The sequence below is a fragment of the Rhodococcus sp. SB1D genome, from assembly GCF_048573875.1.
GTDB classification, from domain to species: Bacteria; Actinomycetota; Actinomycetes; order Mycobacteriales; family Mycobacteriaceae; genus Rhodococcus_F; species Rhodococcus_F qingshengii.
In genome coordinates this window covers 84,211-108,985 of record NZ_JBMAIQ010000009.1, presented here as the reverse complement: position 1 = coordinate 108,985, position 24,775 = coordinate 84,211, and the positions used below count along the sequence as shown (strand labels likewise).

Genomic DNA, 24,775 nt, shown 5'->3' with positions numbered 1-24,775 from the left:
CTCACCGTTCGGAGGCGGAGCGCCTGGAACAACAGAACGAAAGATCGATTCAGAGGCAACTATCGCGTTACTTCGACGAAAGTGCGGCAAAGCGAAGGACCTTACTCGTCAGTAGGCGGTTGCCACAGGGCAACGCATTACCGATACGGCCTGAATAGAGGATCATTTCCATTGGTAACCAACGCAATGACTTTCGCCGACATAAGGTGCCTGCGCCGTTGGGGACCTACGTCCCCGGCAGGGATCTTGGTCCCTATTGCCGATTCGATGTGCAATTCGAAGGCGAATAGCCCTACAGCCCTTGCTGATACAGGCTTCAACATCGAAACAAGATCAGGTCACTCGTCCAGTTCGCAACAAGCAAGCTCCGAAAAGAAAATTTTCCTTCGTCTCAATATGTGGGATTTCTGCCCCGCTTCGGCCGTTCCGCAGCGGCCGGTGCTCGGATTCGCACCTTGTGATCGATCACGTAAGGTCGACCAAAGTCGGGTTCGCTGACACAACCTCGCTGCAGCCGACACAGCCGGAGTGGACGACCAGTTCGAATAGGACTACATATCTTGAAGATTCGCGACCTACGCACGCAGTCGGGAATTATCCCCCGCCTCACAGTACGTTGGCTGATGATTGCAGCCGCGACAATCTTTGCTTTCTGGCCCACCTGGACCAATTTGTGGAGGAGCACCGCGAGCGGTACCGCCATCGGATACGTTTTTGTCCTCCCTTTGCTCTGCCTGATAGCCGCCGTCGGAACAGATTTGCGACGCGGCCCGGACCTTCCGATCCACGACCGTGAGACGGACAAGATTGTCGGTGGTATCGGCTTACTTGTTTCTCTGGGTTTACAGGCACTCCTCATGCCACGTTTTGCCGAGAACTATGAATTGATGCATATCGATGTAATCGCGGCATGGGTATTTGTCTGGAGCGCAGCGGTTCTCATGTTCGGGCTGCGTCCGGTGAACCGCTACTGGGCAATCTGGGTTGTTCCGATCGTCCTGGCGCCGCTCATCTACCGCACGCTGGCGACCGAACTCGGCGGCACGCGATTCGACTACAGCATCATCATGGTGCTGGTCGCCTCGGCCGCAACGACGATCGCCGTCAGTAGGACCTGGAGACGGGGATTCGCCGGGTTCGTCGCTTCGTCCGTCCTGGGTGCTGCCTTGGTCTACTACCTCTCGCGGCAGTACCCGACTGCACCCTTGTTCAGCGTCCAGCTGCTACCAGCAATAGGTAGTGCGTTACTGGTAGGCGGGTTCTTCTACCTGTACGAGCGACGTGGAAGGTCATGGAAGCCGTTCGACCGTCCGCTCCGGAATCCCTCGACGTCAACCAGCAACTGGACGATCCTGGTGGTGTTCGCCGCGGCAATCGTGATGTTTTTTACGCCAGTGCCCACCACTCAGAGCGTTCCGGTCTCAGTAGGTCCGCCGGCGACTGCTGATCCACGCCTCATCGTCCCCGCCGGTTGGCGTGAGATCTCAACCGACGAATACGATTGGCCGAGAAAATACTTCGGTTCCACCTCGGCACTCACTCGCCAGACAATTCGTGCTGACACACCCAACCCTGCCTGGGACACCCAGATGCGACCACGCACCGTCCAAATGGACGTTGTTCAAGTGCGTCGCCCGTCTACTCTGTCTGTCTATCCGAGCAATACAACCTATGATCTCCAGAACGCACGTGTCAGCCCCACCGTACGAGTTGAGTTGACTCGTGGAGTTGTCGCGGAAATGTACACAGTTGTCGACGACTCCCTCCTACTCACCTGGAGCAACCTCAATTTCGTGTGGACACGCGGCGACGGTGCCGCACAACGCGTCACACTCTTGACAGTGGACAATCATGAACCGAATGCCTTGTTCCCCGAACCGAAACCATCGATGGCTTCGAATGGAAGCAACACCTTGGCAGTTCTACTCAGAGGCAGGATATCTACTGTCGACAGCGAATCTCAGTACAAGGATCTAGGTATGCTCCAGTCCCTCGGAAGGCTTGTCGTGGAGGCACAGAAGTGGTAGATCCCGATCTCTCGGTTGAGGACGAAAGCTCGGAAGAATTCAAACGAGTTGCACTTCACGATGCTGTGAACGGACTGCGTGAACGTAAACCGATTTCGTCGGCATCAGTTGCGTTCTATCCGTGGCAGCGCAACATCCTGTTCCTGATTCTCGTGATCACCGTTGTGTGTCTGGTCTTCTTCCTTACTCCCACGCTCATCGTTCTCACATTGGCATGCACGCTCGGGTACGTATGGGCGATGGTGGATCGCCTAGTGCTGTTCACACGAGGTCTGGATGCCTCCTCGATCGTGACGATCAGCGATCAGGAGGCAAGCTCGCTTTCCGATGAAGAACTACCGCACTACACAATCCTTGTGCCGGCGTACAACGAGCCGGAAGTAGTCGGAGACCTGATTTCCGCTATGCGTGCGATCGACTACCCCTCGAACAAATTGCAGGTGCTGTTGCTCCTCGAAGAGGATGACACCGTCACCATCGACGCGGCGACTGCCGCCGGAGTCGATGCCGTGGTGAGTATCTTGAAGGTCCCTGCTGCAGATCCGCGCACCAAACCCAAAGCCTGCAACTACGGATTGCACTTCTCTACGGGCGAGATAATCACCATCTACGACGCCGAGGACTCACCGGATCCGCTCCAGTTACGCCGTGTGGTGGCAACCTTCGCGAAGCTTCCATCGAATACCGCGTGCGTTCAGGCGAAACTCGCATTTCACAACGGGACTCAGAATTTGTTGACCGCGTGGTTCACGGCCGACTACGCCCTCTGGTTCAATTTCATCCTCCCAGGACTGATGCGCAGTCAGTCACCGATTCCCTTGGGAGGCACGTCCAATCACCTTCGACGAAGTGTGCTCGACGAGATCGGCGCCTGGGACCCCTTCAACGTCACGGAGGACGCAGATCTCGGAGTTCGCATCGCGGAGAGCGGCTACCGGACCGCTGTTCTGAACTCGACGACGCTGGAGGAGGCCAACAGCGACACGATCAACTGGATCCGACAACGCTCACGCTGGTACAAGGGTTACCTGCAGACTTGGTTGGTTCACATGCGTCAACCTGTGAAACTGTGGCGCGGACTCGGCACAGTCGGATTTCTACGCTTCACCATCTTGATGGCGGGGACACCCATTGTGGCGACACTGAACATGGCGTTCTGGCTGATCAGTCTGGGTTGGATTCTCGGCCAGCCCGAGGTCATCCACGACGTGTTTCCCAACTACGTCTATTTTCCCGCCCTCGTGTCACTCGTATTCGGTAACGCCGCAGTCCTTTACATGAACCTGGTGGCATGCCGAGAGACGCGAAATCCTATGCTGCTGATAGCTTGCCTGACCGCTCCGCTTTACTGGGTCTTGATGAGCATCGCAGCCATCAAAGGCACATATCAGTTGATACGCAACCCGTCTTACTGGGAGAAGACCTTCCATGGCTTGAACACGTAAGCTCAATTCCCGATCAACTCTTGTTGCGCGGGTGAGCTTTGAAGCTTGCGGTCCGATCACTGCCGGCCGAAAGACATGCAAACGCGAGTACGACCGGTAGCCAGTAGTACGCCTGCTCGAAAAATGCCGAGGTCAGTGCGAATGTCATCATCGCGACCAGCACGCCGGCCGCGGCGGCGTTCTTGCCGGACTTCATCGATCTGAACGCAACCAATGCCGTCGCGCAGATGATGAGTCCCACAGCCAGGGCAAGCACCACCCCGCCTTGGTACCAAGACCGTAGAAACACATTGTGGACGACTGTGACGTTGTCGAACGAGGCCGCATTGGCAGCGTTCAGACCCACCCCGGACAGCGGATGCGCGCGAATAGCATCCCAAGCGAATCCGTAAGTGTCGTTACGGATCTCGAGTGTGCTGACGGCTTTGGTCTGCCCTGTGACCTGAAGGTATCGATCGGCCGGCGTCTCCAGGTGCTTTCCGAACTCGGTGTAGGTGATTGCGACCCAGAAGAGAACAGAGGCGCCGACAAAACTCTTGACGATGGTGGTGATCTTCACTCGCGAAGAAATCGCCACGACGATCAATCCGATCGCGCATGCCGACAACGAACTCAAACTACCGGTTGCCAGCAGTCCCACCGCGTTCACAATCGATATCAGCACCAGAACGACCCGATTTCCTACCTTTCGCACTGCAGCCCCCAGGCACAGAATCAGCGCAAGCGAGGACATGATGCCCAGAACGTTCGGGTGACCTGCCAGACCTGGAGCACGACCGTTCACAACACCGAAACCGAAGACGGATGAACCGGCCAATTGGATAGCGGCGGCCAGAGCAGAAACCGATTGGCTTGCTATGAACGCAATGCATACACGCCTGACAAAACCCGGATCACGCCGGACATTGGCGACCATCACAAATATTCCGAGCCCGAGAACTATGAAAAGTTGGATTCCAACATAAAGATTTCCGCCGATATCATTGCCACGCGTCGCTGTTACCGTTGCGACGAGAGCGGCGTAGCCGGCGGTCAACCAGACGCCGACAAACTGCGGCCGAGCAACTCGTCCCAGCGCTACTGACGCCACGATGACCGCAAGCACTGCCATCGCCCACAACTGCGTGACGGCGCCGGGCAACGAGCGGTATATCGGAACTGCGATCGCGATCGCCATCCACACAGCGGTAGTCGGCGACAAAGGAATTCTGCCTGTTCGCCCTGCCGTCGAAGCGGCATCATTCCGAAGACCTTGAGGTCTGACTTGACTCGGCGTTGTCATTGAGTTCCTGCTTCCGACAATCGAATTTTTTGCATTTCACCCTCGATTTCACCCTTCGCCGACGCCGGGCTGAATAATCCCCGCTCAGCGCAGAAGTCATCCTCTGTCGGCAACGTCGCGTAACTGCAAATAAGCGAATCGTCGACGCAAAACTTTGCCACGACATGGCAGATATCCAATTGTCCTCGACTCGTGGCCGAAAGGAAGTGGCATATACGTCTCGGCTCAGGCAATATGACCGCTATGAGTGGTTTCTCCGCATGGGTCGAGAATCAACTGGAACTTCGCTCGTTCGGCGACATCCAGGAAGCTGCGCGTGCGCTGAAGATTCGACCTTCCGAGCTGAGTCGATGGCTGTCGGCTAAACGCCCTCCCACGCAGGACACGATGCGGACGGCATGTCAGGTCTTCGACGCTCCGATCATGGAGGTCCTCGTAGCCGCCGGTTATCTGACCTCTGAGGAAGCGGAGCCGGGGATGACTCCACCGTCGATCGTCGCGACGATTTCGACTCAGTCCCTGGTGGACGAACTCACCCGACGCGGTATCGACCGACAAAGTGAATGAATCCGGGCTACCGACATTCACATACGCGCTAGCCGAACATGGTGCAGATTCTCGTGCACCAAAACATATTTCGACCTCAGCTGTCATGGACGGCATTATTCAGTACGTCAACTGCGGATCCGGCTGATCCAATCGTTCCTTGAGCCAGACTCGCAACTCCGGTCCGTACTCGGTGCGACTGAGCGCATGGTCGAGAGATGCTCGCAGAAAGCCTCCCGGGTTACCAAGATCGTGGCGGGTTCCGTGATGGACGACGACGTGAACCGGATGCCCCTCCGCGATCAACAGCGCTATCGCATCCGTCAGTTGTAGTTCGCCACCCTGCCCGGGTGAGATTCGTCTGAGCGCGTCGAACACGGCGCGATCGAGAAGGTATCGTCCGGCCGCGGCGAGAGTGGACGGAGCATCCTCAGGAGCCGGCTTCTCGACCATGCCGACGACGGCAAGTACATCGGGATCGCTGCCCTCCACAGGTGTTTGGACGTCGAATACTCCGTAGGCCCCAACACGATCGGGCGCGACGTCGAACGCGCACAGCACAGAACCACCACGCTCGACACGTACCTTCGCCATCGCGTCGAGAATGCCGCAGGGGTGGACCAGATCGTCGGGAAGCAGCACCGCGAACGAGTCCTCGTCCGCATCCAGCACCGATTCGACCAGACCGACAGCGTGTCCCAATCCCAGCGGAGACTCTTGCACAACCGGCTCCACCGAGATCAGGCCCGGGGCCCGACGCACACGCTCGAGTAGATGGTGCTTCCCGCTGGCGGCGAGCTTGCCCTCGAGCACCAGGTCCTCGACGAAATGCCCGACGACCGATGCCTTGCCCGGCGCAGTGACAATTACCAGACGTTCCGCGCCTGCTTGCGCCGCTTCGCTTGCGACCAGCTCGATCCCGGGTGTATCGACCACTGGGAGCAACTCTTTCGGAACCGTCTTGGTGGCCGGGAGGAAACGAGTCCCCATCCCGGCAGCCGGCACCACAGCAGTCTTGAAAGGCCGTTCAGCGCACCCAGTCATCGTTCACCTCTCCGCTCACACGATGCTCCACACACTTACCGTTACGCGCATGCAGCGGTCGTCCCCTCATTTCGACGACCGAAAGCTCACATCGCATGTACAGCCTGCGCACAAGGTCTACCGGGCGGCCGATGCCGCCGCAAGTTGACTCGAACTCGGAATTCGTTGCGCGCGAGAGCTACACACCACCCCTCGATGTCACTTCCACGAGGGGCACGCCGCACTCCGCGCACTACCCGTTACCGCGGCGAACGGTTGTGATCGTATTTCGACGTTGACCACGGCGGGACGTAGCAACTGGCCAAAGAGACAGGTACGACACAACTTCCGAACTCAGCACCTCAACCGGACCGTCCCCAGCCGACCCGGACGAAGGTCCTGGAAGCGTCGCATCGATGGTCCCGTGCGACTTCACCCGTCTTCAAGTTCGGTTATCCACAGGTGAATGCCACTGAATACCATTGAATACGAACGAAATACGGTCATCACGCCACAACACCAGATTCAGGTTGTTATCAAATCGTGACCATACTCCCACTGGATGGAACTCCCAGTGGACTACTAGCAGTGTCCTAACTTGCCAGTGAAGCAATCACGTCGAAGAGTGGATCGTCAGGCCCGATATCCATTGTGCATTCGTTCGGCCGTGGATCCGGCACGAATGCCCACAGGAGAGCTCCGGCCGTACCGGCCACCTTCTGCCCCGTCAGCTTCGTCTCGATATTCGTGGCTCTGGTCGCCAGTGATTCACAACTGCCTGCCAATTCGCCTGTCTCGGCGACCAACAACGGCTTCCCGACGTTCGCGGCCTGTTCGATGCGACGCGCCAGTCCGTTCCACTGGTCGCCCGGAAGCGGAACCCCGTCTGCTCCGTAGTCGTGATACTGCAGAACGTCGACGAAGTCGGACTCGCTCACGTACTGGTAGTCGTCACCCGCAGTGCCGCACTGACCGCCCCCGACGTATCCGGCCGTGATCAGGGTGTTCGGATCGATCGCCCGAAGTTCGGCGCCTGCCGTGTCGAAGAACTCCCGCAACACCTGCGCGGAATCAGACGGGCACGTTCTTGTCCACCAATTGCAGGCGGCATCGGTACACAGGCTCGGTTCCGGCTCCCCCACCAATTCCCACGCCGCGACGGAAGGCTCGTTCTTCCAACGGTCGACGGCGGTGTGCATCCAGTCCTGGAAGCTCATGGTGGCTCGACCTGGGATCAGGTTCGCGACCTTCCACTCGTCGGTGTACCAGTCCCTGGATTTGAACAGCCCGTCATCACACCCGCTGTCCTGGGGTGAGAGCACCGGAATCGTGAACTGATTGTGTCGCGCCGCAGCGTCGAACACCGCGTCCATCGGGCCGAAATCCATCTCCCCGGACACCTTGTTCACCGCGAGCGCCTGGAACGCGTTGAAACGCGTGACGGAGTTCGGTGGCAGAGAACCGAAGTAGGCATCGAGATCGACCATGGCGCCACAGCCGAAGTTCACCGACCAATCAGTGGCCAGTTGATAAGCATTCAGCCCGGTAGGCCACCATGGCTGTCCGTCGAGCGTCAGTCCGCTCGACGACGCTCCCACCCGAACCGTCTTGGGCGAATCGGCAACCACCGGCGTCGTGAACATTCCTGTCACCACCGCGACGGTTGCAAAGCTGACTACAGCGGCAGCGATACGGCGACGCACTGTGCCAGGCACACGCGGACGCACTTCTTCAGAAGACATCTACAACCATCCACGTCATACGGACAATCCTCCCACACGAATTGCCTCATCGACCCGTTTGCCGTTCACCGGTGACGCGATACAAACGCCAGGCCGAAGGGTCCATGCCGCCGTCGTTGGGAACCTCGAGTACCAGCGCTCCCACACCGCCGGCCCCGGTGTCGTACATCGTCGGATAGCGCCGATTGACCGCGTCCGACACACCGCGACCGGTGTTCGGCACCGACAGGATGTATTCGACGTGATGTTCGGCGGGGTTGTTCAGTACGCGCACGAAGTCCGCATCGGAAGGCACGACGAATTGCCGAGGGTTGTTCGACGACGCCACGACGGCATAGCTCTGCACGGTGTCGAGCAGAACCGACCCCTCCGGCAGAGCCAAGTCGTCCAGGTATCTGGCGATGCGACGCTCGGCCGCAAACGTGCGCAGATTCGTCTGCTCCTCCAGGTTCTGCCGGCCCGGAATGATCGCACTGGCAATGGAATGCTCGAGCACTGCGATCCGCGCATTACCCATCGCGACAAACGTGACCAGCGTCGACCCGACCAGCAAGCACAGAGAGATCACAAGGGGCAGAGAGGGCCCCGACTGCTCGGGGTACGTCGATACCGAGCGTGACGCAGCAGCCCCCGGTCGACGCGTGACGACCGGCGCACCGCGAGGTGCGATCAGGACGACCAACACGAAACACAGCGGAATGATCGAAATGTAGAAGCGCAGAAGGGGAAACGTCGATCCCATCACGTAGAGCAAGGTTTGGGCACCGAGGATGGCGCCGAACAACACAAGAGGCACGACCACTTCGGTGTCGCGCCGCCGAAGTGCGTAGATGATTGCAAGGACCGCGAGCACCGGGAGCGCCGGGCCGAGTACGGCCATTTCGGTAATCGAGAACGCAAGACGGGCGATCGGTGAGTCGGTTCCGGCACCAGCCTGCTCCAGGATGGAACTGTTCCCGTAGACCGACGAGAACTGTTGGAACGCTTGACCTGTGATGAGCCAACTGGCAAACGACCACAAGGCGAAGGCAAGGAATCCCGGCATCAGCACTACGGCACCGTCGAGGGCTGCTGCCCAGAGCCGCAAGCCAGGCCCCGCGCCCTCGCCGCGCTCGTCAGCAGTCGGGCGGAAACGAAGCCAACTCACCACGGTCACCAGCACCACCGCGACGAACAGCGGGGCCAATGCGTCGTATCTGGTGAGGTACGCCAGAGCGAAAGCGAGGCCGGCACCGATGAGGTCGTGTACGTCGTCGCTTCGCATCCACCGAATCAACCGACGTGTCGCCCACAGAACGAAGAAGAGGAACGGAGCTTCGCTCATTCCGCTCGCCGCGTACATGACGATCATCGGGTTGACAGCGAACAGCACGGTCAGGACGACGGTGACCCATCGCGCACACCCACGGTCGCGGCTGATCCCACGTACCTGAATCACAGCACCAGCCATGAAGGCCGCGGACATCACGACCGCAGTGATGTTCCACCGCAGCAGATCCGGCCACCAATGACCCATCAGGCCCATCGGAATCTGGACTGCCGCCGTCAACGGGGTGAACACGAACCCGATCGCCGCGAAGTGCGGATCACGGCTGAGCAGCATCGCCGACACCGCGGCGACGCGGCTGAGCGAATCGGTGAAGATGAACCCGATACCCGCGTTCATCCACACGCCCAACGCGGTGTAGATCGCGAAGAGCGCGACGAACATCCGCCATGGCTTGCGGCCCGGTAGATCGTGGACCGCGACGGACAGGGCCGGGCGATCGGTGACGGTCACTGTCCGCGACGCCGAGCTACGAGCACACCACCGACGGCAACAGCGATCAGAACCACGGTCCCGAATCCGATCCAGCCGATCGTGACCGCGCTCAGTCCGGTCTCCTCTTCGGCCGAGGCCGCGGTGCCCAACGGGGCGACGTTGACTCCGACATCGAAGGGCTCACTTCCCCGAGGCGCGACCAGGAGATCGCCGGTCAGTTCTGCGAACCGGTCCTTCCCACTTTCCAACCAGTTGAGCAGACCGTCGGCATCGGCCGCATCACCCTCAGAGGTCAGCGCCACCACTTCGTTGTGCGAACCCGAAACCACCTGCAAGGCACCGTATTGTCCACCGAATTCAAGACCCTGCAAGCGCAGGAGCCCTTGATCTGCTGTGTCCATGGGTAGAGCCACCGGAGTGGGAAGCTTCCCGTCCGCCGCGATCAACAACGCCGGCAGCGAACTGGTCGCCGCGTCGCCGAAGGGGAGCACACGCGGTTGCAGCGGCAGATAGCTCAACCGCTGCATCGCGACAACGAGGCGCTGCGCGCGAACGAGATCTGCGAAATCACCGTGACTCAAACCGACATCGAGTGTGGGCAGCATCGACTGCGGTAATGCCTGGAATCCTCCAGGCGTCGGCGGGAATCCGGTAGTGGACGTGATGGTGCTTGCCGGATCGACAGTGAGCGAAGACGGGCTACTGGTGCCGCATTGGAAGTCGCCGGTCACATCCATCGAGACTTCGAAGGTCAGGTCGCGACGCAGGAGTTCGTTCGGAACATCGACGCCGATGTCGAAGCGCCCTGTCTCGTTCACCGTCTGCGAAGCAAGCCGTGAGTCCCCCAGCGAAATCGACAGTTCTCCGTTGCGTGAATTCGGCAGCGGTACATAGGAACCGATCATTCGGATCGACACGTCCTTCATCGGACGCCCCAGTTGCGACTGGCTGAACGGGACGTCGACCTCGATGTGATTGAGACCGGAAGCCGTCAACGTTCCGAGCTTCAGCTCACCGACGGTGATGGCGTCCTGGGAAATCTGGGCAACTGTGTTGTCCGGTGACGCGAGCGCCCTGCTCGCCGCCCAGTAGCCGTCGAAGTTCGCCGCCAACAGACTGACCTGAGGAACGAGGGTCTTGTCGTCCCCTGAAATTCGCAGCACTGGTGCACCATTCGGAGCAGCCGCGAGATCGATGCCGGCGTCCCCACTGTTGCCGAGTACTACAGCTCTCTCGAACAGTCCCGGCTCAGCGGACGGCAGACTCTGGCCGTTCGGCAGTTGTTCCACCACCACGGCGTCAGGCTGACTTCCGTACTTGTTGACAATCGCTGCACTCAGCTGCAGAGCCGCACTCTGCTGTGACCGTGACGAACCATCCGTGACGTAGATGGTTGCCTTCCTCAAAATCGGCGGAAAGAAGGTTGCAACAGTCGTGGGCTGCTGCTCGGCACCGTCGTAGGCGACAAAGGCATCCCGGAGCGCAAGGGGCTGGTATCTCGTTCGGTCGTAGCAGCGGTCGTCGACGGGAACGAGGTGAGCGATCATCGACACGGTCACGCTCCGGTCGACCACTTCGAGACCTTGCAACGGAACCGAAATCGGTAGGCCGGTTCCGGCCTGCCCGGCGTCGAAGTCGACGCGGCTCACCAATCTGCCGTCCGCAGTCACTTCGAGCCAACCCCTACTGAAGTCGGTCGGGGCGGTCAGGATTCCGGTCACGGCTGTTGCGGTGAGTCCGTCCGGCACCGGCACGGTCACCAAGACGGGTGCGTCATCGGAGGAGAACACGATGTCTGTTCCTCGTCCGAGTTCGGTGAAGGAGATCGGAGTTGTGGCTGCGGCGGCCACCGAAGTATCTGCGTCGTCCTCGAAATCCTGGGCGGAGGCGACACTGCCGAGCGGAAGCAACAAAGTGACCGCGACAGCCACCGGCATTGCCAGCGCGCGCGTCAGCCAGGTTCGAGAGTGGCCCATCAGCGTGTCTCCTCGACATTTCTTGTTTCCGCGCAATCACCAAACACAAATCACGAGTAGCAATCTCGCCAGTTCGCGACGGTCGCAGGTCCGATCGCACCGTTACGGACAAACAAACCATAACGACCAATTTATGCGTTTGGCTAATTATCCCGGCGGGCGAGACTTTTGTTACGGCATGTCACATGATTAGCAATCACCACCACTGGGAAGTCGAAAGACGCCACTGAAAAGCCCGTCAATACGCCTGAACGTCCGTCCAGTCCGGGCGCTTCACGGGCGGAGAATTCTCAGATAAAGGAAGCTGTGACGATCAATTCGATCATCCCCGCCGGCAGGAGTGCGATCGGGAAGCTGGTCGGTGCGCCGTTCCACTTCGCATCATCGCTGCGCATGGCCAGGGTTTTTCACCCTCACGGGATCGAACTGAAGGGAACATTGAAGCCGGCCACCCCATGGTGGCCGGTATCGGAGTCGTCGACGATTACCGTCACCGCTCGAATGTCGAAAGCCCTCGGAACACCCGGAGACCTACCCGACGTACTCGGCCTGGCGCTTCGGTTGCACGATGTCGGCGCAGATGAAAACCCGTGGGACATTCTTCTCGCAACATCAGGACTTTCTACCTTCTCGAAAATGTTTCCAGCTCCGGCTTTCTCGTGGAACGGCGCGAGATACAGCACACTGGTTCCTTACTCACGCGCGGGCGGTGCCGCGGCGTGGCTGATCGTGACACCGCGCGGTGTCCATCCGGCCGGCACTTCTTTGTCTGCATTGAAAGCTGCGGTCGATCATTCCCCGCTGCACTTCTCCGTGTACCTCGCGAGAATTCAACTTCAGTTGATACCGATCGGGCATCTCTGTCTCGACGAGGTCGAGGACCACCCGGATTGCCTCCAGCCGTCCTTCGATCCGATTCTGAACACACCGGCCCACATGCGCATGCTTCCGGAGTGGCTCGCAGAAACGCGCAAGTTCGCGTATCGCGGTAGCCGCAACGGCCGAGGAGGCACACAAAAGCGCGGTTGACCGGACGTGCCGATCAACCGCGCCGAAGCTCACTCAGCTTGTGAACTTGTCCTTGATATCCGAGACCTTGTCACTGACAGTGTCTCCGGCCTTCTTGACCTTCGCCTCGCCCTGATCGGCAACACCCTCGGCAGCCAGATCATCGTTGCCCGTGGCGTTTCCGAACTTTTCCTTCGCTTCGCCGATGAGATCCTCAGCGCGGTGCTTTGCCTTGTCGATGAAGTCAGACATGTATTTCTCCTTCTTGAATTCGGTGTGGATTCGGTCGTGCGTTCGGCCGTGGAATTCGGTCGTGGATTCAGTCGAACTCGAACTGCGTGGACAAATGCGTGTCAGCGTTTTCCGGTGACTGCCTTGACCAGGAACAGCAAGATGACAGCGCCGAGGAGGCAAGTGAGGAAGCTGAAGATCCAGCCCGCGCCCTCGACATCGACGCCGAAGACTCGAAGCAGGAAACCACCGATCAGACCGCCGATGACACCGACAACGATGTTGAGGAAGATCCCCTGCTGCGCATCGGTTTTCATGATCTTACTGCCGATCCAACCCGCCAGTCCACCGATGATGATCCAGGCGATGATACCGAGAGGAAGCATTTGGACTCCTTAGAGTAAAGAGGGGCGGCGCAATGAGAGACTGCCGGTAAAGGGAGAGTTCCGAGCGATCGGCCCGCGCAACTAGACCGTGATCGCGGGTAGTGTTTGTACACAACCGGACTCTCCGCCGCACGACGCGGGGGATCGCGCACTCAGTAGCAGCCACATTGTCTGCTTACCTTTCTATCAGGTGTTCACGACAGAACCAAAATGACTGGCGATTCACCACATACGAGAAACGACACTCACCGACGCGCACATGATCAGCGTCACTACGATCGCGATCGCCATCGAAGTGACGGTCGCCAGGAGCACCGTGACGCACAGTGCCACAGCAACATCCATGACTCTGTGCACGATCGGGAGGTCTACCAATACCCGGCCGTCGGGAGGCTCAAACCTCGATTGATCAGAGAGTTCTCGGCTCATCGTGTTTCGCGCTTTCCACGGCGATGTGAGTTCTGGTCGCGACGGATGGATCACCGACCACCGCAGCGACTTGATCCCCCGTGTCGGTGACGCGAGAAATCAGCTCGGACAACGTTTCCGATCCGGATACGACGCTACGTCTCAATGTCACTCGCAAATCGATCGTGCGAACTCCACGATCGAGCAACGCTTTTCCTCGGACACGCGACACTTCGTCGAAGCCCTCCAGTGATGCGCTCGCCCCTTCCGCCACCGCACCCAGATCCGCGGTGATGGAATTGTGTGAGTTCGACCCATGGACTGCGATCTCCTTCACCCGACGCAGCGGCACATGCGCGATCAACCACCGCAACGCGAGGAGGACTAGCAATACTCCCCCAGCTCCGACAGCCCATGGCCACCACGAGTGATCGACAAGATCTTCAGCCCACGGGATCTCGATACGCGCCGGGAAATCCTTGATCACGTCGCGATTCCACAGGATCGCTGCAACTCCCAGCGCTATCGCGAGCATCCCCACGACGCATGTCGCCACGCGATCCATCGCCGTCGCCGTCCGAGTCATGACAGCGATCCCGTCTGGATACGAACCTTGATTCGCGGCGATGGTGACAGCGACCCGGCCAAGTCCCCCAGCACCGCACGGATTTCAGATTCAGCGGTGGCGGCTCCATCGGGCGTGACCGAGGCCTTCACTTCCAGCTTGCGCCGGGTCGCGTGTGACGAAGCGGATCGAACCTGGGCCAGTGACTCGACGCGAACAGACGCTATCGCCGCTACATCGGCGGGATCGATCCACGTATTCGCGACTCCGACCAAGGCATTGGCAGTCTTTCGTCGCGGTTTGAGTCCGAGGATGACGAACCACAGGCCGAGAACGACGGCTGCGATCCCCGCCGGCAACATCCAACCCTCGTACGCGAGCCCGTCCACATATGCGGCAGCACTTGGTATCCACTGCGACCCGGTGATCACGCCGGTATCCACCAGCGCGTCGCGGACGCCGACCACGCCGAGCGCAAGTAGCGCCGCGGCGATGAGGAATCCCGTGACGGCCGATCCCGGCGCCGCAAGGGGAACAGGAGCAGCAGCCCTCGAGGCAGTGGGTGGTGCGACCTTGTCGGCGGTCATCGCACTTTCCTTCCCGCGTCACGCTTGGTCGATGCCGGGAGAACGCTCACGATCGCCACGTCCACGCCGTCTACGTCCAGGCCCGATACAGACTGCAACTGGGTTGTCACGTTCTCTCGCACCGCGGTACCGATGACCGACAAGGATCCGGGCCACTCGATCGCGATGTCCACCTTGGCCCGTACCCGCTTGCCGGATACCAGCACTCGCGCCCTCGGCAATTCGCGCCCGGTCAGTTTGTCCATGCCGCCGGCGTGATGACGCACCCCCGGGGTCCCGCGCGTCGCCTCGAGAACCAACTTCTGCGCGACTCTGTCTCGAATCGTCAGCGTTCCACGATCGCCCGGCTCGGCAAGCACAGACGACTCCGGTCGAGCTGTCTCAGCCACGTCCGCGACCCTTCAGCATCACACCGAGATCGAACTCGCCGTCACGCTGACCACCGACGAGGTATCCGATCACACCGAGAACCAGAGCGATGAGGAATCCGGTGAAACCGCCTGCAGCAGCTGCGACTCCGAGAAGTAGTCCTGCCAGTAGGCCGACAGTCGAGGTGGTCATGTGAATCCTCCGTTGTGGATGATGTTCGTTGGTGCGAGTCAGATCTCGGTGTAGGTCTTGGCACCCGGAAACCGAGCGCGCAAACGCGTGTACTGGGTCCGAGCGGGTTTCGCTATCTGCCGCATCGTGCCGCGCAGTGTCCTGCGCACACCCACACCGATCGGGGACGCGAAGTCCCGGTCGACGCGTTCGAGCGCTCGATTGAGCGCGTCAGCAGACCCGCCCACGTCGGGGTGGTAGCTCCTGATCGCCTCTCGGCGTGCGGATCGGCGATCAGGAACTGAACCCCGAGAGTGCTCAGGCATCGTGCGCACGACCGACTACGTCTTCCACTGTCACGTTCACGGGGCCTGTAACGAGTCCTGAAACCGCTTGGCGGATACGTAAAGCCGTATCTCGAACGGCGGCGTCGGAGAAGATGCACACATGGATGTCTGTCGACGACTCCGTCACCCGCACGCCGACGACGCGGCGACCGGGGAGGTACGTGCCAACCTCGCCGAACATTCCGGCATGAAGCGAGGCGACCCCAGGTATCCCCGTCACAGCCGCCGCGATGGTGTCGGCGATTTCGGAACTCACTGCACCCGTGCAGTCTTGGGCTCGCCGGTTTCGTCGTCACTGCCCTCGTCGAGGTGAACGTCGTGAACCGTGATGTTCACCTCGGTCACTTCGAGACCCGTCATCCGTTCGAGCGCCGCAATGACGTTGCGGCGAATGCCGGTGGCCAGATCGGCGAGCGATACGCCGTACTCGGCCACGATGTCGATGTCGACCGCTGCCTGCTTTTCGCCGACCTCGACCGATACTCCCTGGGAGTGGTTGACACTCGCGCCGGGGATCCGCTCGCGCAGTGCCCCGACAACCCGCGACGCTCCGCCGCCGACGTCGTACACGCCGCTCACCTCTCGCGTGGCGATGCCGGCAATCTTCGAGACAACGGTGTCGGCGATCGACGTCTTTCCTTGCGAACTCACGAGAGCCGAGTCGTTCGATGATGCAACATCCTTCGTAGATGCTGTCGCAACCTGCGTGCTGACCATTGTCATCTCCTCCTGTTGATCGATCTACCTGTGTAGTCGTCACTCGAAGGCAAAACCGAATGCCCCAGTCAGGTGACGTGCATCACTGACACTTGTTAGTTACTGTCCGTAACATTCAACGCCCCGGCCGGGCGAACAATCTTCGAACGCAGCCGAGTTTTCCGCATTTCCGCGAGAGGAGCGACTGTGGCGTTACCGCATACACAGGGGCTCACCGAAGCACCTGACGGTTTGGACACCGCGACAGTGAACGCTGCGATACTCGGCGACCGAGAAGCATTCGAGTCACTGGTGCACTACTACGGACCTGCACTTCACCGCTATGCGCGTCGCATGCTCGCAGACGAAGGTGACATTCTCGAGGTAGTCCAGGACACCTTCGTGGCCGCCTGGCGTCGACTCGATTCGTTTCGTGGCGAATCGTCGATGCGAACATGGCTTTTCGCGATCTGTTCCCGAAAGATCGTGGACAGCTATCGAATCAAGAGAGCTCAACCGATCGACGACAGATTGCTCGATCCTCTCGTGCCGTCTCCCGAGGCCGGCCCGTTCGACACGACCTCGAACTCCGCGTTCCTCGAGGCACTGGAAGAAGCGTTGGGTGAACTGCCTTATCGCCAGCGTGCGGCATGGACGCTGCGAGAGGTGGAGATGCTCACGTTCGTTCAAATCGGCAAGATTCTAAGACTCACCCCGGATGCGGTGCGCGGGCATCACCATCGTGCACGGGCTAACCTGAGTGAACGAATGACGAGGTGGCGATGACTGAATCACGAACCGACGCATTGATGGCGCACGCATCCGACGTCCTGCGGAACGCTCCCGAGCCGGGCTGGGATCGAATCAGCGACAAGGTGATCCGGGCGCTACGGTCGACCTCGGCGTCCGGTTGGCCGCTCGACGCACACGCGTCGGAAGGTCCACGTCTAGGCACTGTGTCGGTGAGCGATCACGTACTCCGCACCCATTTGGCCGCCGAGATACGTTCTCGGCACCACTGCTCGCCGAGCAGCATCGAGTTCTTCGTCGACGGCCACGAAATACGTTCACTACGTATCGAACTGGCAGCGCCATACGGAGTGGATCTGGCCGAACTGTCGGACCGGGTTCGGTTCACCGTCGTGGACGTCGTTCACCTGATCCTCGGCGACACGGACCCACCGGTCTCTGCAGAGAGCATCCACGTCGCCGTAGTCGACATCGTCGATGATCTACCTGCCGAAGGGAACACCAAAAGCCACTCCGAACACTAGGTGTTTGTTCGGCAAGTGTTTGGGAACCCGGCACTCATGACCACTCCCCCACCACCGGATCCGGGCCCCGCCCCCGACCCGGGGCCGCCGACACCACCGGCGCCGACACCACCCGATCCGATGAATCCGCCGCCCGTGCCACCGACTCCGACGCCACCGAACCCGTACCCTCCGGATCCGATCCCGCAGATCTGACGTCGGCTGCCCCGAACTTCGGAGTTCAACCGCCGAGTTCGGCGATCATCTCGCTCAACGATTCTGCGGCGATACGTAGTTCACCTTCGTCGGGGTTGTCGGGTGAGGACGGTAGACGTTCGGCCAACTGCTCGCGAGTGACAAGCGAGATACCCTCGAGACCGAACCCTTCTTCATCGGGGACGTAGATCTCGATCTCGCCCCCGACCGCTACCAGTTCCGAATGGGGGCCACTGCCCAGCAGTGCACGCAGGTGTTCGGTCGTCACGGTCATATGGTTCACGTGAAATCTCCTGCTTCGGTGACAGCTGACTTTGCCGGTATGGACTCGACGTGACGTACTGGCTCGACGTGACGCACTACCCCCTACTGAGTACCCCTCGCGGGTGAGCAGGAAACGACAAGTACATGAACAACGACTTCCCGAAGGAAACGCACACCATGAGTGAACAGAATTCCACCGACCGCACGGATCAGACGGACGAGCCGCAGACCACCGGCACCGACCACGGTCCGGGAACCGGCTCCGACACCGCACCCAAGGACGTTCAGACCGATCCGTCGGGCGAACGTACGTGGGCCGACGAGGGCGGAGCCTCGAGCACCGGCCCGGCGACTGACACCGACTGATCCCGGAAGGTCTGAACCATCGGGACCAAGGTCCCGTGGGCCGACGCTCACGGGACCTTGAAATCCGTACGGATCTAACGCTTTTCACCTGGGTTTTCGCGATGCGGTAAGGTAGGCACTCAGCACGGTTGAGTACCCAGCCGTTGAAGACGAGCACGGTTCGTGCGTTGCTTCCCGTGCCGTTTCCCGGTTTCGAACGAAACCGTTTCGAACCAGACCGTTCGAACGAACCGTTTCGAGCAATCCGTCAGGAGTTTCGATGAACGAGTTTTCGAGAACTACAGATGAGCGTACGGACAGTCCCCCCACCTTCACGACGACCTGTGCCGAAAACATTCAGTCGCTCGTGGTCAGCGGCGAGATCGACGTCCGGTCCCGAGCTGATTTCGCTGCCTGCGTCGACGACCTGATCGGTGAGCGACACCCGTTCGTACTCGACTGCTCGGACGTCCAGTTCATCTCCGTCGGAGGTCTTTCCATCATCGAGACTCTGTCGGCCAAGGCACGGAGGCTCGGCGTGCCGTGGACGCTCGTCGCAGCGCACCCTGTCAGGCGTCCGCTGTCTCTTCTGAAGATGGACACCGACATCGTGTACACCGACTCGACAGCCGATGCAGTCGCGTACCTGTCCTCGACCTCCGTCCTGGACGAGACCCTGGCGGAGCCGATGTCGGCGTGAGTACCGATCTCGAAAAGCTCTCCGAATTCGTCGTCGTCGCAAACCGACTGCCGGTCGATCTCGAAACCGACGAAGACGGAAGCAAGAACTGGAAGCGAAGTCCGGGTGGGCTCGTCACTGCGCTCGAACCCATCCTCCGACAGCGGGATGGCGCCTGGGTCGGCTGGCCGGGGGTCGCGGACGAGAAGGTCGATCCGATAGTGGTTGACGGCCTTCGTCTGTTTCCCGTCGAGCTGACCTCTCAGGACCTCGCCGAGTACTACGAGGGGTTCTCCAACGACACGTTGTGGCCGCTCTACCACGACGTTCTGGTGGCTCCGACGTTCGAGCGGTCGTGGTGGCACACCTACGTCGCAGTCAACCAGCGGTTCGCCGAGGAAACCGCGCGTTGCGCCGCGGACGGAGCGACTGTCTGGGTGCAGGACTATCAGTTGCAACTTGTGCCGGCGATGCTGCGCGAGCTGCGGCCAGATCTGACGATCGGGTTCTTTCTTCATATCCCGTTCCCTCCGGTCGAGCTCTTCATGCAGCTTCCGTGGCGCAAGGAGATCGTCAGGGGAATGCTGGGCGCCGATCTGATCGGCTTCCACTTACCTGGTGGCGCAAACAATTTCCTGTTCTTGGCCCGCAAACTTCTCGGCCTCAAGACGACGACCGCGGGCGTCGGTGTTCGAAGTGCGCTCGGGCATGTGGATTTCGATTCTCGCGTCGTCAAGGTGGGCGCCTTTCCCATCTCCGTCGATTCTGCCGAACTCGAGCGCCAGTCGAAAAGCGATTCGGTCCTGCGTCGCGCGCGCGAATTGAAGGAAGAGCTGGGAAATCCCGAGAAAATCTTGCTGGGAGTCGACCGGCTGGACTACACCAAGGGTATCGACCTGCGGCTTCAAGCCTTGAAGGAACTCCTCGACGAGGATCGTCTGGATCCGGAGAAGTACACGATGGTGCAGCTCGCGACGCCCAGTCGTGAACGCGTGCAGCACTACATCGACCTGCGTAGCGTCATCGAAGAGCAGGTGGGCCGCATCAACGGTGACCACAGTCAGATCGGCCGCCCCGTCGTTCACTACCTGTATCAGCCGGTCGACCGTGAAGAACTGATCGCACTGTTCGTCGCTGCCGACGTCATGCTCGTGACGCCGATGCGCGACGGGATGAATCTGGTGGCCAAGGAGTACGTGGCCTGTCGTGGCGACCTCGGAGGTGCTCTCGTTCTCAGCGAGTTCACCGGTGCCGCAATGGAATTACGACAGTCATACCTGGTCAACCCGCACGATTTGGACGGCGTGAAGAATACGATCCTGACCGCAGTTCATCAGGATCCGAAGGAAGGCCGTCGCCGTATGGCTGCGCTGCATCGACAGGTCATGACACACGATGTGCATCAGTGGGCCGAGTCGTTCCTGACTGCGCTTGCCCCACCCGGACCGCTTCCGGACGATCAGTTCGTCACGGAGCGTGAGTCGAACTTTGCGCGCAACAACTGACCCTCACGGGCTTGCGTCAGTGCGCTCGGAGACTCGAGCTAGGATTGGTTTCAGTTCATCGTCAAGCAGCGGCTGCGAACTGATCTCCTCGACATAGCCGTGCAATGCTGCATCGGCCCAGAAAGACAGGCCGACCATGCCCCTCACGATGAAGTACTCCGAAACCTACAACGACGCTCTCATTGCGCTCGCTGCCGCTACTCATCGGCCGGCCAACGTGGTGAACCTGTTCGGCGAGTACGCCATTCGTGTTGACCTCGAATACAACCGGTTCCTTCTGGCGACCAATACCGCGGCTGGACTCTCCGATCGACCCGACAACGGAGAATCATGGCTGGTGCGGTTCTTCCAATCCGAGAACACCGACACTCCGGATCGCCTCCTCGCGGAGGCGTCGCATCAATGGTTGGTCGATGCGTTGGACGCCGCGCTCGAACAGATCGCAGCGGCAGGGAACAAGATCTCCGCCGACGCGGACTTCGGCGACCCTACCCGCACCGAAACTCCATCCTGAACGGCATCGTCTCGAGCAGCACCACTAGTCCCCCTCGGCGGTCAACTGGCTGATTCGAGCCGCTAAGACTGCATTCTCGGCCTCGAGGGACAGAATCAGACGAATACCGACGAGATTGACTCCGTCGTCGATCAGCGCGGTGATTCGTCCGAGCGTCTCCAGGTCGGCCTCGCTGTACCGGCGCGTACCGCCATCGGTACGGGTTGGTGTGAGCAAGCCCCTTCGCTCGTAAAGGCGCAGCGTCTGAGGTCCTACCCCGGACAGTTCAGACATCACTGAGATCCCGTACACGCCGCGCAGCGCCCGGGTCTGGGATTCCGACGTCACTGGAACCTCCTAGTTCGGTGTCGGCTGTCTCAATCGGCGTCACCCGACCTTAGCACCATCACGCAGTGAATCTGACGCCCAGGACATAGATTCAAGCGTGTCCAGGACCACTGACAACAAGAATCGTCGAGCAGAAAGGGCGTGAAATGGCAGATCAAAGCCGATTTCGACAAGATTGCACAATGCGCTTTCCTTCGCCCGCGAATCGAAGTAGCCTTGCCAATTATCTACATCGGCTGATATAGATTTTGTAGCACCCGAAAGCGCCATAACTGGAGCTCGAAGGCGCAGAACACCCAGACGTCGGAGTCGGTGGTTCAGCCGACTCCCTCACGGCACACTCTTCACCGGGAGCAAGATGACGACGATCGACATCCCGCCCACACAGGGCGAGAGCACCACCGGCATCGGAATCACTGTCGCAAGTGCGACTTTGACAACCGAAGAGGTCAAGCGCCGAATCGCGATGATGTACGGCGACCCGGTGACAGAGGAGCCAGTAGCACTCGCGCACTGAACCTGACCGACACGCGATCCGATTGACGATGGCGCGAGACCGCCCCACTGGAGGGCGATCCCCATCAAGACGAGAGGAAAACATATGTCCGAGTTCACCGTACCGGGACTGAGCAGCGCAGACGGTTCGTCCGTCGCCGATATTCTGCAGGAACGCCTCAGCGCCTACAACGATCTTCACCTCACGCTCAAGCACGTTCACTGGAACGTCGTGGGCCCCAACTTCATCGGCGTGCACGAGATGATCGACCCCCAGGTGGAGTTGGTTCGCGGCTACGCCGACGATGTGGCCGAACGTATCGCGGCACTGGGTAACTCGCCCAAGGGCACCGCGGGAGCAATCGAGCGCGATCGAACGTGGGACGACTACTCCGTCGGCCGCGACGACGCTCGTGCGCACCTCGCTGCGCTCGACCTCGTCTACACCGGGATCATCACCGACAGTCGCACCGCAATCGACAGCGTCGGCAAGATCGATCCGATCACCGAGGACATGTTGATCGGCCAGACGGCGCAGTTGGAAAAGTTCCAGTGGTTCGTTCGTGCTCACCTCGAGAACTCGGGTGGCAGCCTCGTACACGAAGGCGCGTCCACCGAGCAGGATGCCGCAAATGAGGCGCGTCAGAACTGACGCACCGTCCGCGGTTTCGGCCGATCGGGGGTCGGCCGAAATCGCACTCCCCACAACAGGAAAGGGCAAGAGCATGTCTGCGGACTCGCGCGGCACGTCGACACAAACACGTCGCGAGTATCAGATGTTCGTGTTGCAGCAGCGTTTGTTGTTCGGATCGATCGTGGCAGGCACCGCCCTCGGAGTTCTCGCGATCACCTACTTCTGAAATATCAGGGGCCGCAACCGTCGAAGACAGGACAGAAACGACACAATCATGAGTTCGAGCACTCTCCGCTCGATCGTTCGTAGCGATCGATTTGCGGCAAGCAGTTCTTCTCTTCTGCTCGTGGACAGCGATTTTCGTATCCAGGGCGCAAACGACGAATACCTTGCCGTATCCGGTCGCAGCCTCGATCAATTGCACCGAGTGGAAGTGTTCGAAGCCTTCCCCGACAATCCCGACGACTCGTTTGCCGATGGAATCTTCTCGTTGACAGCGTCATTCGAGCGCACGATGCGGTCCCGAACTCGGGACGCACTGCCGACTCAGCGTTACGACGTGCGCGACGAGCGCGGGAGCGGGATGTTTGTCACCCGCTATTGGAATACGGTGAATTCCGCCGTCACCGATGATGACGGCAGGGTCATCGGTGTGCTTCATCGTGTATACGAGGTTCAACGACCGCTGGCTCAGCAGTCCAGTTCGGCGTCAGACGTCCTCACCCGCCTTCGCGCGGAAAATGACGAACTGAGAAGAGCTTTGGATTCTCGGCCCTTGATCGAGCAGGCCAAGGGATTACTGATGGCCGAGCGTGAGTGCTCGGCCGACCAAGCCTTCGACTTTCTGGTCCAGATGTCGCAGGAATGGAACGTCAAGGTGCGCGACATCGCCGGTGGTCTTGTCGCCGCAGCAGAACGACGTGCCGTGGATCGAAAGAATTCCTGACGACCGGGATTCAAAAGTTGTACGGCTGGGTAATGACCGACCAGAGGTACCCCCGAAATCTTCCCCCTCGAGGGAGGAGCCTCGAAGGTCCCGCCGGTTCAGGCCGGCGGGACCGAGCTTTGCCTTAACACCCGACCTGGATCCGCGATCCGAGTCGAGTTCGTCACGCAGCGAAGGGAACGTCCATGTTCATGCGCTCCTACACATCTCCCAGGCCCCTTGCCGACGAGTGGGATTGGCAACTGTCCGGCACCTGCCGCGACACCGACCCCGCTCTGTTCTACGACGACACGAACGAGCGCGGCTCCAGGCGAGCGAAGCGCGAGAGTTCGGCGAAGCTGGTGTGCGCCAGATGCCCTGTCGTGCAGAGATGCCTGGTGCACGCCATCCAGACCGGGGAACCCCACGGAATCTGGGGCGGCATGACGGCGACCGAGCGAGAATCGTTGCGCAAAGCTCGAACTGAACCACTGATCAGTGCCGCGACGAGCTCACGAGAGTAGATAGGAACCTCAGGGCCTGGCCTCGTGGTGCCGCAAACCGTGCGTGCGGCGTCGCTCCTTCATCTCGGCTTCGAAGAGGTGCGGCACTCCGCCTGCCAGCTTGTCGCGCACCACTTTCTCGCATTCACGAAAAAACGACCAGTAGTTCTCGTCGAACTCTTCGACCAACTGGAAAGTCCAGCGCCCCTCGACCACGTTCCGGCCCATCAACTCGCCCTCGACCTGATCGGCCAGGTCGTCGTTGCCGCTGGATCGCAGTAGCTCGACGACCTCGTCGAGCATCAGATCGGCATGCCCTATCAGCTGATGGAAGTCGTACAGAGCACCGCGTGCCCGTTCCACCGTTTCAAGGGCGTTCGACAGCACTCCTGCCGCCTTCACCTCGTCATCAGTGACACCTTCCGGTCGTATGTGTACGGGGATCTGTCTGTCCGAATGGGTGTCCATGAAGCGGCTGTACCCGAACGACGCGAAAATGAAAGATGAGGATTCGGTACGTCCGCACCACAGGTGATGTGTCTCA

Annotated in this window: 33 protein-coding genes; 15 read left to right on the top strand and 18 right to left on the bottom strand. The window is 60.1% G+C overall.

The window, feature by feature from the left end; genetic code table 11:
* Positions 1 to 560 precede the first annotated feature (560 nt).
* Together ACN50D_RS20320 and ACN50D_RS20315 are read left to right on the top strand one after the other, a co-directional pair.
* Positions 561 to 2,027, top strand: coding sequence for a hypothetical protein (locus ACN50D_RS20320; RefSeq protein WP_231917221.1), 1,467 nt, complete (start codon positions 561 to 563; stop codon positions 2,025 to 2,027).
* Complete coding sequence (locus ACN50D_RS20315) at positions 2,021 to 3,472, top strand: glycosyltransferase (RefSeq protein ID WP_058038950.1); 1,452 nt, start codon at positions 2,021 to 2,023, stop codon at positions 3,470 to 3,472. Before ACN50D_RS20320 ends, ACN50D_RS20315 begins: the two co-directional genes overlap by 7 nt.
* Positions 3,473 to 3,485: 13 nt before the next feature.
* On the opposite strand, the gene ACN50D_RS20310 is transcribed toward ACN50D_RS20315, so the two are convergent.
* Positions 3,486 to 4,649 carry an O-antigen ligase family protein gene (locus ACN50D_RS20310; protein ID WP_064443233.1) on the bottom strand — a complete coding sequence of 388 codons (1,164 nt, stop codon included), beginning with the start codon at positions 4,647 to 4,649 and terminating at the stop codon, positions 3,486 to 3,488.
* Positions 4,650 to 4,997: 348 nt separating this feature from the next.
* Here ACN50D_RS20310 and ACN50D_RS20305 point away from each other — a divergent pair, with 348 nt between their 5' ends.
* A complete protein-coding gene (locus tag ACN50D_RS20305; RefSeq protein WP_223304618.1) occupies positions 4,998 to 5,321 on the top strand; it encodes a helix-turn-helix domain-containing protein in 324 nt (107 codons plus the stop codon).
* Between the two features lie 99 nt (positions 5,322 to 5,420).
* Here the strand turns inward: ACN50D_RS20305 and ACN50D_RS20300 are convergent, their stop codons facing one another.
* The 4 genes from ACN50D_RS20300 to ACN50D_RS20285 form a co-directional block, all read right to left on the bottom strand.
* Positions 5,421 to 6,344, bottom strand: coding sequence for a UTP--glucose-1-phosphate uridylyltransferase (locus tag ACN50D_RS20300; RefSeq protein ID WP_058038947.1), 924 nt, complete (start codon positions 6,342 to 6,344; stop codon positions 5,421 to 5,423).
* A gap of 572 nt (positions 6,345 to 6,916) precedes the next feature.
* Complete coding sequence (locus ACN50D_RS20295; RefSeq protein ID WP_054187559.1) at positions 6,917 to 8,065, bottom strand: cellulase family glycosylhydrolase; 1,149 nt, start codon at positions 8,063 to 8,065, stop codon at positions 6,917 to 6,919.
* 46 nt (positions 8,066 to 8,111) lie between these two features.
* Positions 8,112 to 9,845, bottom strand: a complete 1,734-nt coding sequence (locus ACN50D_RS20290) for an ArnT family glycosyltransferase (RefSeq protein WP_212633946.1) — start codon at positions 9,843 to 9,845, stop codon at positions 8,112 to 8,114.
* Positions 9,842 to 11,803 carry a hypothetical protein gene (locus tag ACN50D_RS20285; RefSeq protein ID WP_065352047.1) on the bottom strand — a complete coding sequence of 654 codons (1,962 nt, stop codon included), beginning with the start codon at positions 11,801 to 11,803 and terminating at the stop codon, positions 9,842 to 9,844. The genes ACN50D_RS20290 and ACN50D_RS20285 overlap by 4 nt, the downstream gene beginning before the upstream one ends.
* A gap of 306 nt (positions 11,804 to 12,109) precedes the next feature.
* On the opposite strand from ACN50D_RS20285, the gene ACN50D_RS20280 reads away from it, so the two are divergent.
* On the top strand, positions 12,110 to 12,832 hold the full coding sequence (locus ACN50D_RS20280; protein WP_065352046.1) for a hypothetical protein: 723 nt from the start codon (positions 12,110 to 12,112) through the stop codon (positions 12,830 to 12,832).
* Positions 12,833 to 12,865: 33 nt separating this feature from the next.
* Here ACN50D_RS20280 and ACN50D_RS20275 read toward each other — a convergent pair whose 3' ends face one another.
* The 10 genes from ACN50D_RS20275 to ACN50D_RS20230 form a co-directional block, all read right to left on the bottom strand.
* A complete protein-coding gene (locus ACN50D_RS20275; RefSeq protein WP_007726588.1) occupies positions 12,866 to 13,063 on the bottom strand; it encodes a CsbD family protein in 198 nt (65 codons plus the stop codon).
* A 101-nt stretch (positions 13,064 to 13,164) separates the two neighbouring features.
* Positions 13,165 to 13,428, bottom strand: coding sequence for a GlsB/YeaQ/YmgE family stress response membrane protein (locus ACN50D_RS20270; RefSeq protein WP_003943661.1), 264 nt, complete (start codon positions 13,426 to 13,428; stop codon positions 13,165 to 13,167).
* A gap of 222 nt (positions 13,429 to 13,650) precedes the next feature.
* Positions 13,651 to 13,773 carry a hypothetical protein gene (locus tag ACN50D_RS20265; RefSeq protein WP_003943707.1) on the bottom strand — a complete coding sequence of 41 codons (123 nt, stop codon included), beginning with the start codon at positions 13,771 to 13,773 and terminating at the stop codon, positions 13,651 to 13,653.
* A gap of 64 nt (positions 13,774 to 13,837) precedes the next feature.
* Entirely contained in the window at positions 13,838 to 14,422 is a 585-nt protein-coding gene (locus ACN50D_RS20260) for a hypothetical protein (RefSeq protein WP_065352045.1), read from the bottom strand.
* Positions 14,419 to 14,988, bottom strand: coding sequence for a DUF6286 domain-containing protein (locus ACN50D_RS20255; RefSeq protein WP_007726582.1), 570 nt, complete (start codon positions 14,986 to 14,988; stop codon positions 14,419 to 14,421). Before ACN50D_RS20255 ends, ACN50D_RS20260 begins: the two co-directional genes overlap by 4 nt.
* Positions 14,985 to 15,377, bottom strand: a complete 393-nt coding sequence (locus tag ACN50D_RS20250; RefSeq protein ID WP_051649755.1) for an Asp23/Gls24 family envelope stress response protein — start codon at positions 15,375 to 15,377, stop codon at positions 14,985 to 14,987. The genes ACN50D_RS20255 and ACN50D_RS20250 overlap by 4 nt, the downstream gene beginning before the upstream one ends.
* Complete coding sequence (locus ACN50D_RS20245; RefSeq protein WP_003943629.1) at positions 15,370 to 15,549, bottom strand: hypothetical protein; 180 nt, start codon at positions 15,547 to 15,549, stop codon at positions 15,370 to 15,372. Before ACN50D_RS20245 ends, ACN50D_RS20250 begins: the two co-directional genes overlap by 8 nt.
* A gap of 38 nt (positions 15,550 to 15,587) precedes the next feature.
* The gene (locus ACN50D_RS20240) at positions 15,588 to 15,776 is read right to left on the bottom strand and encodes a hypothetical protein (protein ID WP_007726577.1); all 189 of its coding nucleotides are present in this window, start codon (positions 15,774 to 15,776) and stop codon (positions 15,588 to 15,590) included.
* Positions 15,777 to 15,846: 70 nt separating this feature from the next.
* Positions 15,847 to 16,131, bottom strand: a complete 285-nt coding sequence (locus ACN50D_RS20235) for a hypothetical protein (RefSeq protein ID WP_042925714.1) — start codon at positions 16,129 to 16,131, stop codon at positions 15,847 to 15,849.
* Complete coding sequence (locus ACN50D_RS20230; protein WP_003943699.1) at positions 16,128 to 16,592, bottom strand: Asp23/Gls24 family envelope stress response protein; 465 nt, start codon at positions 16,590 to 16,592, stop codon at positions 16,128 to 16,130. The genes ACN50D_RS20235 and ACN50D_RS20230 overlap by 4 nt, the downstream gene beginning before the upstream one ends.
* A gap of 186 nt (positions 16,593 to 16,778) precedes the next feature.
* On the opposite strand from ACN50D_RS20230, the gene ACN50D_RS20225 reads away from it, so the two are divergent.
* On the top strand, positions 16,779 to 17,357 hold the full coding sequence (locus ACN50D_RS20225) for an RNA polymerase sigma factor (protein ID WP_007726571.1): 579 nt from the start codon (positions 16,779 to 16,781) through the stop codon (positions 17,355 to 17,357).
* Positions 17,354 to 17,845, top strand: a complete 492-nt coding sequence (locus tag ACN50D_RS20220) for a hypothetical protein (RefSeq protein ID WP_218960345.1) — start codon at positions 17,354 to 17,356, stop codon at positions 17,843 to 17,845. Before ACN50D_RS20225 ends, ACN50D_RS20220 begins: the two co-directional genes overlap by 4 nt.
* A gap of 220 nt (positions 17,846 to 18,065) precedes the next feature.
* Here the strand turns inward: ACN50D_RS20220 and ACN50D_RS20215 are convergent, their stop codons facing one another.
* Positions 18,066 to 18,314 carry a hypothetical protein gene (locus ACN50D_RS20215; protein ID WP_007726566.1) on the bottom strand — a complete coding sequence of 83 codons (249 nt, stop codon included), beginning with the start codon at positions 18,312 to 18,314 and terminating at the stop codon, positions 18,066 to 18,068.
* Positions 18,315 to 18,481: 167 nt separating this feature from the next.
* On the opposite strand from ACN50D_RS20215, the gene ACN50D_RS20210 reads away from it, so the two are divergent.
* From ACN50D_RS20210 to ACN50D_RS20195, 4 genes are all read left to right on the top strand, one after another.
* The gene (locus ACN50D_RS20210; protein ID WP_136472457.1) at positions 18,482 to 18,670 is read left to right on the top strand and encodes a PI-type proteinase; all 189 of its coding nucleotides are present in this window, start codon (positions 18,482 to 18,484) and stop codon (positions 18,668 to 18,670) included.
* 259 nt (positions 18,671 to 18,929) lie between these two features.
* The gene (locus ACN50D_RS20205) at positions 18,930 to 19,349 is read left to right on the top strand and encodes an STAS domain-containing protein (RefSeq protein WP_007726563.1); all 420 of its coding nucleotides are present in this window, start codon (positions 18,930 to 18,932) and stop codon (positions 19,347 to 19,349) included.
* On the top strand, positions 19,346 to 20,833 hold the full coding sequence (locus tag ACN50D_RS20200) for an alpha,alpha-trehalose-phosphate synthase (UDP-forming) (protein ID WP_064075809.1): 1,488 nt from the start codon (positions 19,346 to 19,348) through the stop codon (positions 20,831 to 20,833). Before ACN50D_RS20205 ends, ACN50D_RS20200 begins: the two co-directional genes overlap by 4 nt.
* 136 nt (positions 20,834 to 20,969) lie before the next feature.
* Positions 20,970 to 21,347: a hypothetical protein gene (locus tag ACN50D_RS20195; RefSeq protein WP_007726560.1), complete on the top strand. Its 378-nt coding sequence runs from the start codon at positions 20,970 to 20,972 to the stop codon at positions 21,345 to 21,347.
* A 24-nt stretch (positions 21,348 to 21,371) separates the two neighbouring features.
* Here the strand turns inward: ACN50D_RS20195 and ACN50D_RS20190 are convergent, their stop codons facing one another.
* Positions 21,372 to 21,674, bottom strand: a complete 303-nt coding sequence (locus ACN50D_RS20190; RefSeq protein WP_058227578.1) for a MerR family transcriptional regulator — start codon at positions 21,672 to 21,674, stop codon at positions 21,372 to 21,374.
* Positions 21,675 to 22,032: 358 nt separating this feature from the next.
* Between ACN50D_RS20190 and ACN50D_RS20185 the strand changes: the two genes are divergently transcribed.
* The 5 genes from ACN50D_RS20185 (at position 22,033) to ACN50D_RS20165 (ending at position 24,252) form a co-directional block, all read left to right on the top strand.
* Positions 22,033 to 22,191 (top strand): hypothetical protein, encoded by a 159-nt coding sequence (locus ACN50D_RS20185; RefSeq protein WP_003943664.1) that lies wholly within the window; start codon positions 22,033 to 22,035, stop codon positions 22,189 to 22,191.
* An 84-nt stretch (positions 22,192 to 22,275) separates the two neighbouring features.
* Entirely contained in the window at positions 22,276 to 22,821 is a 546-nt protein-coding gene (locus tag ACN50D_RS20180; protein ID WP_003943731.1) for a Dps family protein, read from the top strand.
* Positions 22,822 to 22,894: 73 nt separating this feature from the next.
* Entirely contained in the window at positions 22,895 to 23,029 is a 135-nt protein-coding gene (locus ACN50D_RS20175; protein WP_256082897.1) for a hypothetical protein, read from the top strand.
* A 48-nt stretch (positions 23,030 to 23,077) separates the two neighbouring features.
* Entirely contained in the window at positions 23,078 to 23,749 is a 672-nt protein-coding gene (locus ACN50D_RS20170) for an ANTAR domain-containing response regulator (protein WP_042925720.1), read from the top strand.
* Positions 23,750 to 23,934: 185 nt separating this feature from the next.
* Positions 23,935 to 24,252 carry a WhiB family transcriptional regulator gene (locus ACN50D_RS20165; protein WP_003943622.1) on the top strand — a complete coding sequence of 106 codons (318 nt, stop codon included), beginning with the start codon at positions 23,935 to 23,937 and terminating at the stop codon, positions 24,250 to 24,252.
* A gap of 9 nt (positions 24,253 to 24,261) precedes the next feature.
* On the opposite strand, the gene ACN50D_RS20160 is transcribed toward ACN50D_RS20165, so the two are convergent.
* Positions 24,262 to 24,699 (bottom strand): hypothetical protein, encoded by a 438-nt coding sequence (locus ACN50D_RS20160; RefSeq protein ID WP_039972685.1) that lies wholly within the window; start codon positions 24,697 to 24,699, stop codon positions 24,262 to 24,264.
* Positions 24,700 to 24,775: the final 76 nt, after the last annotated feature.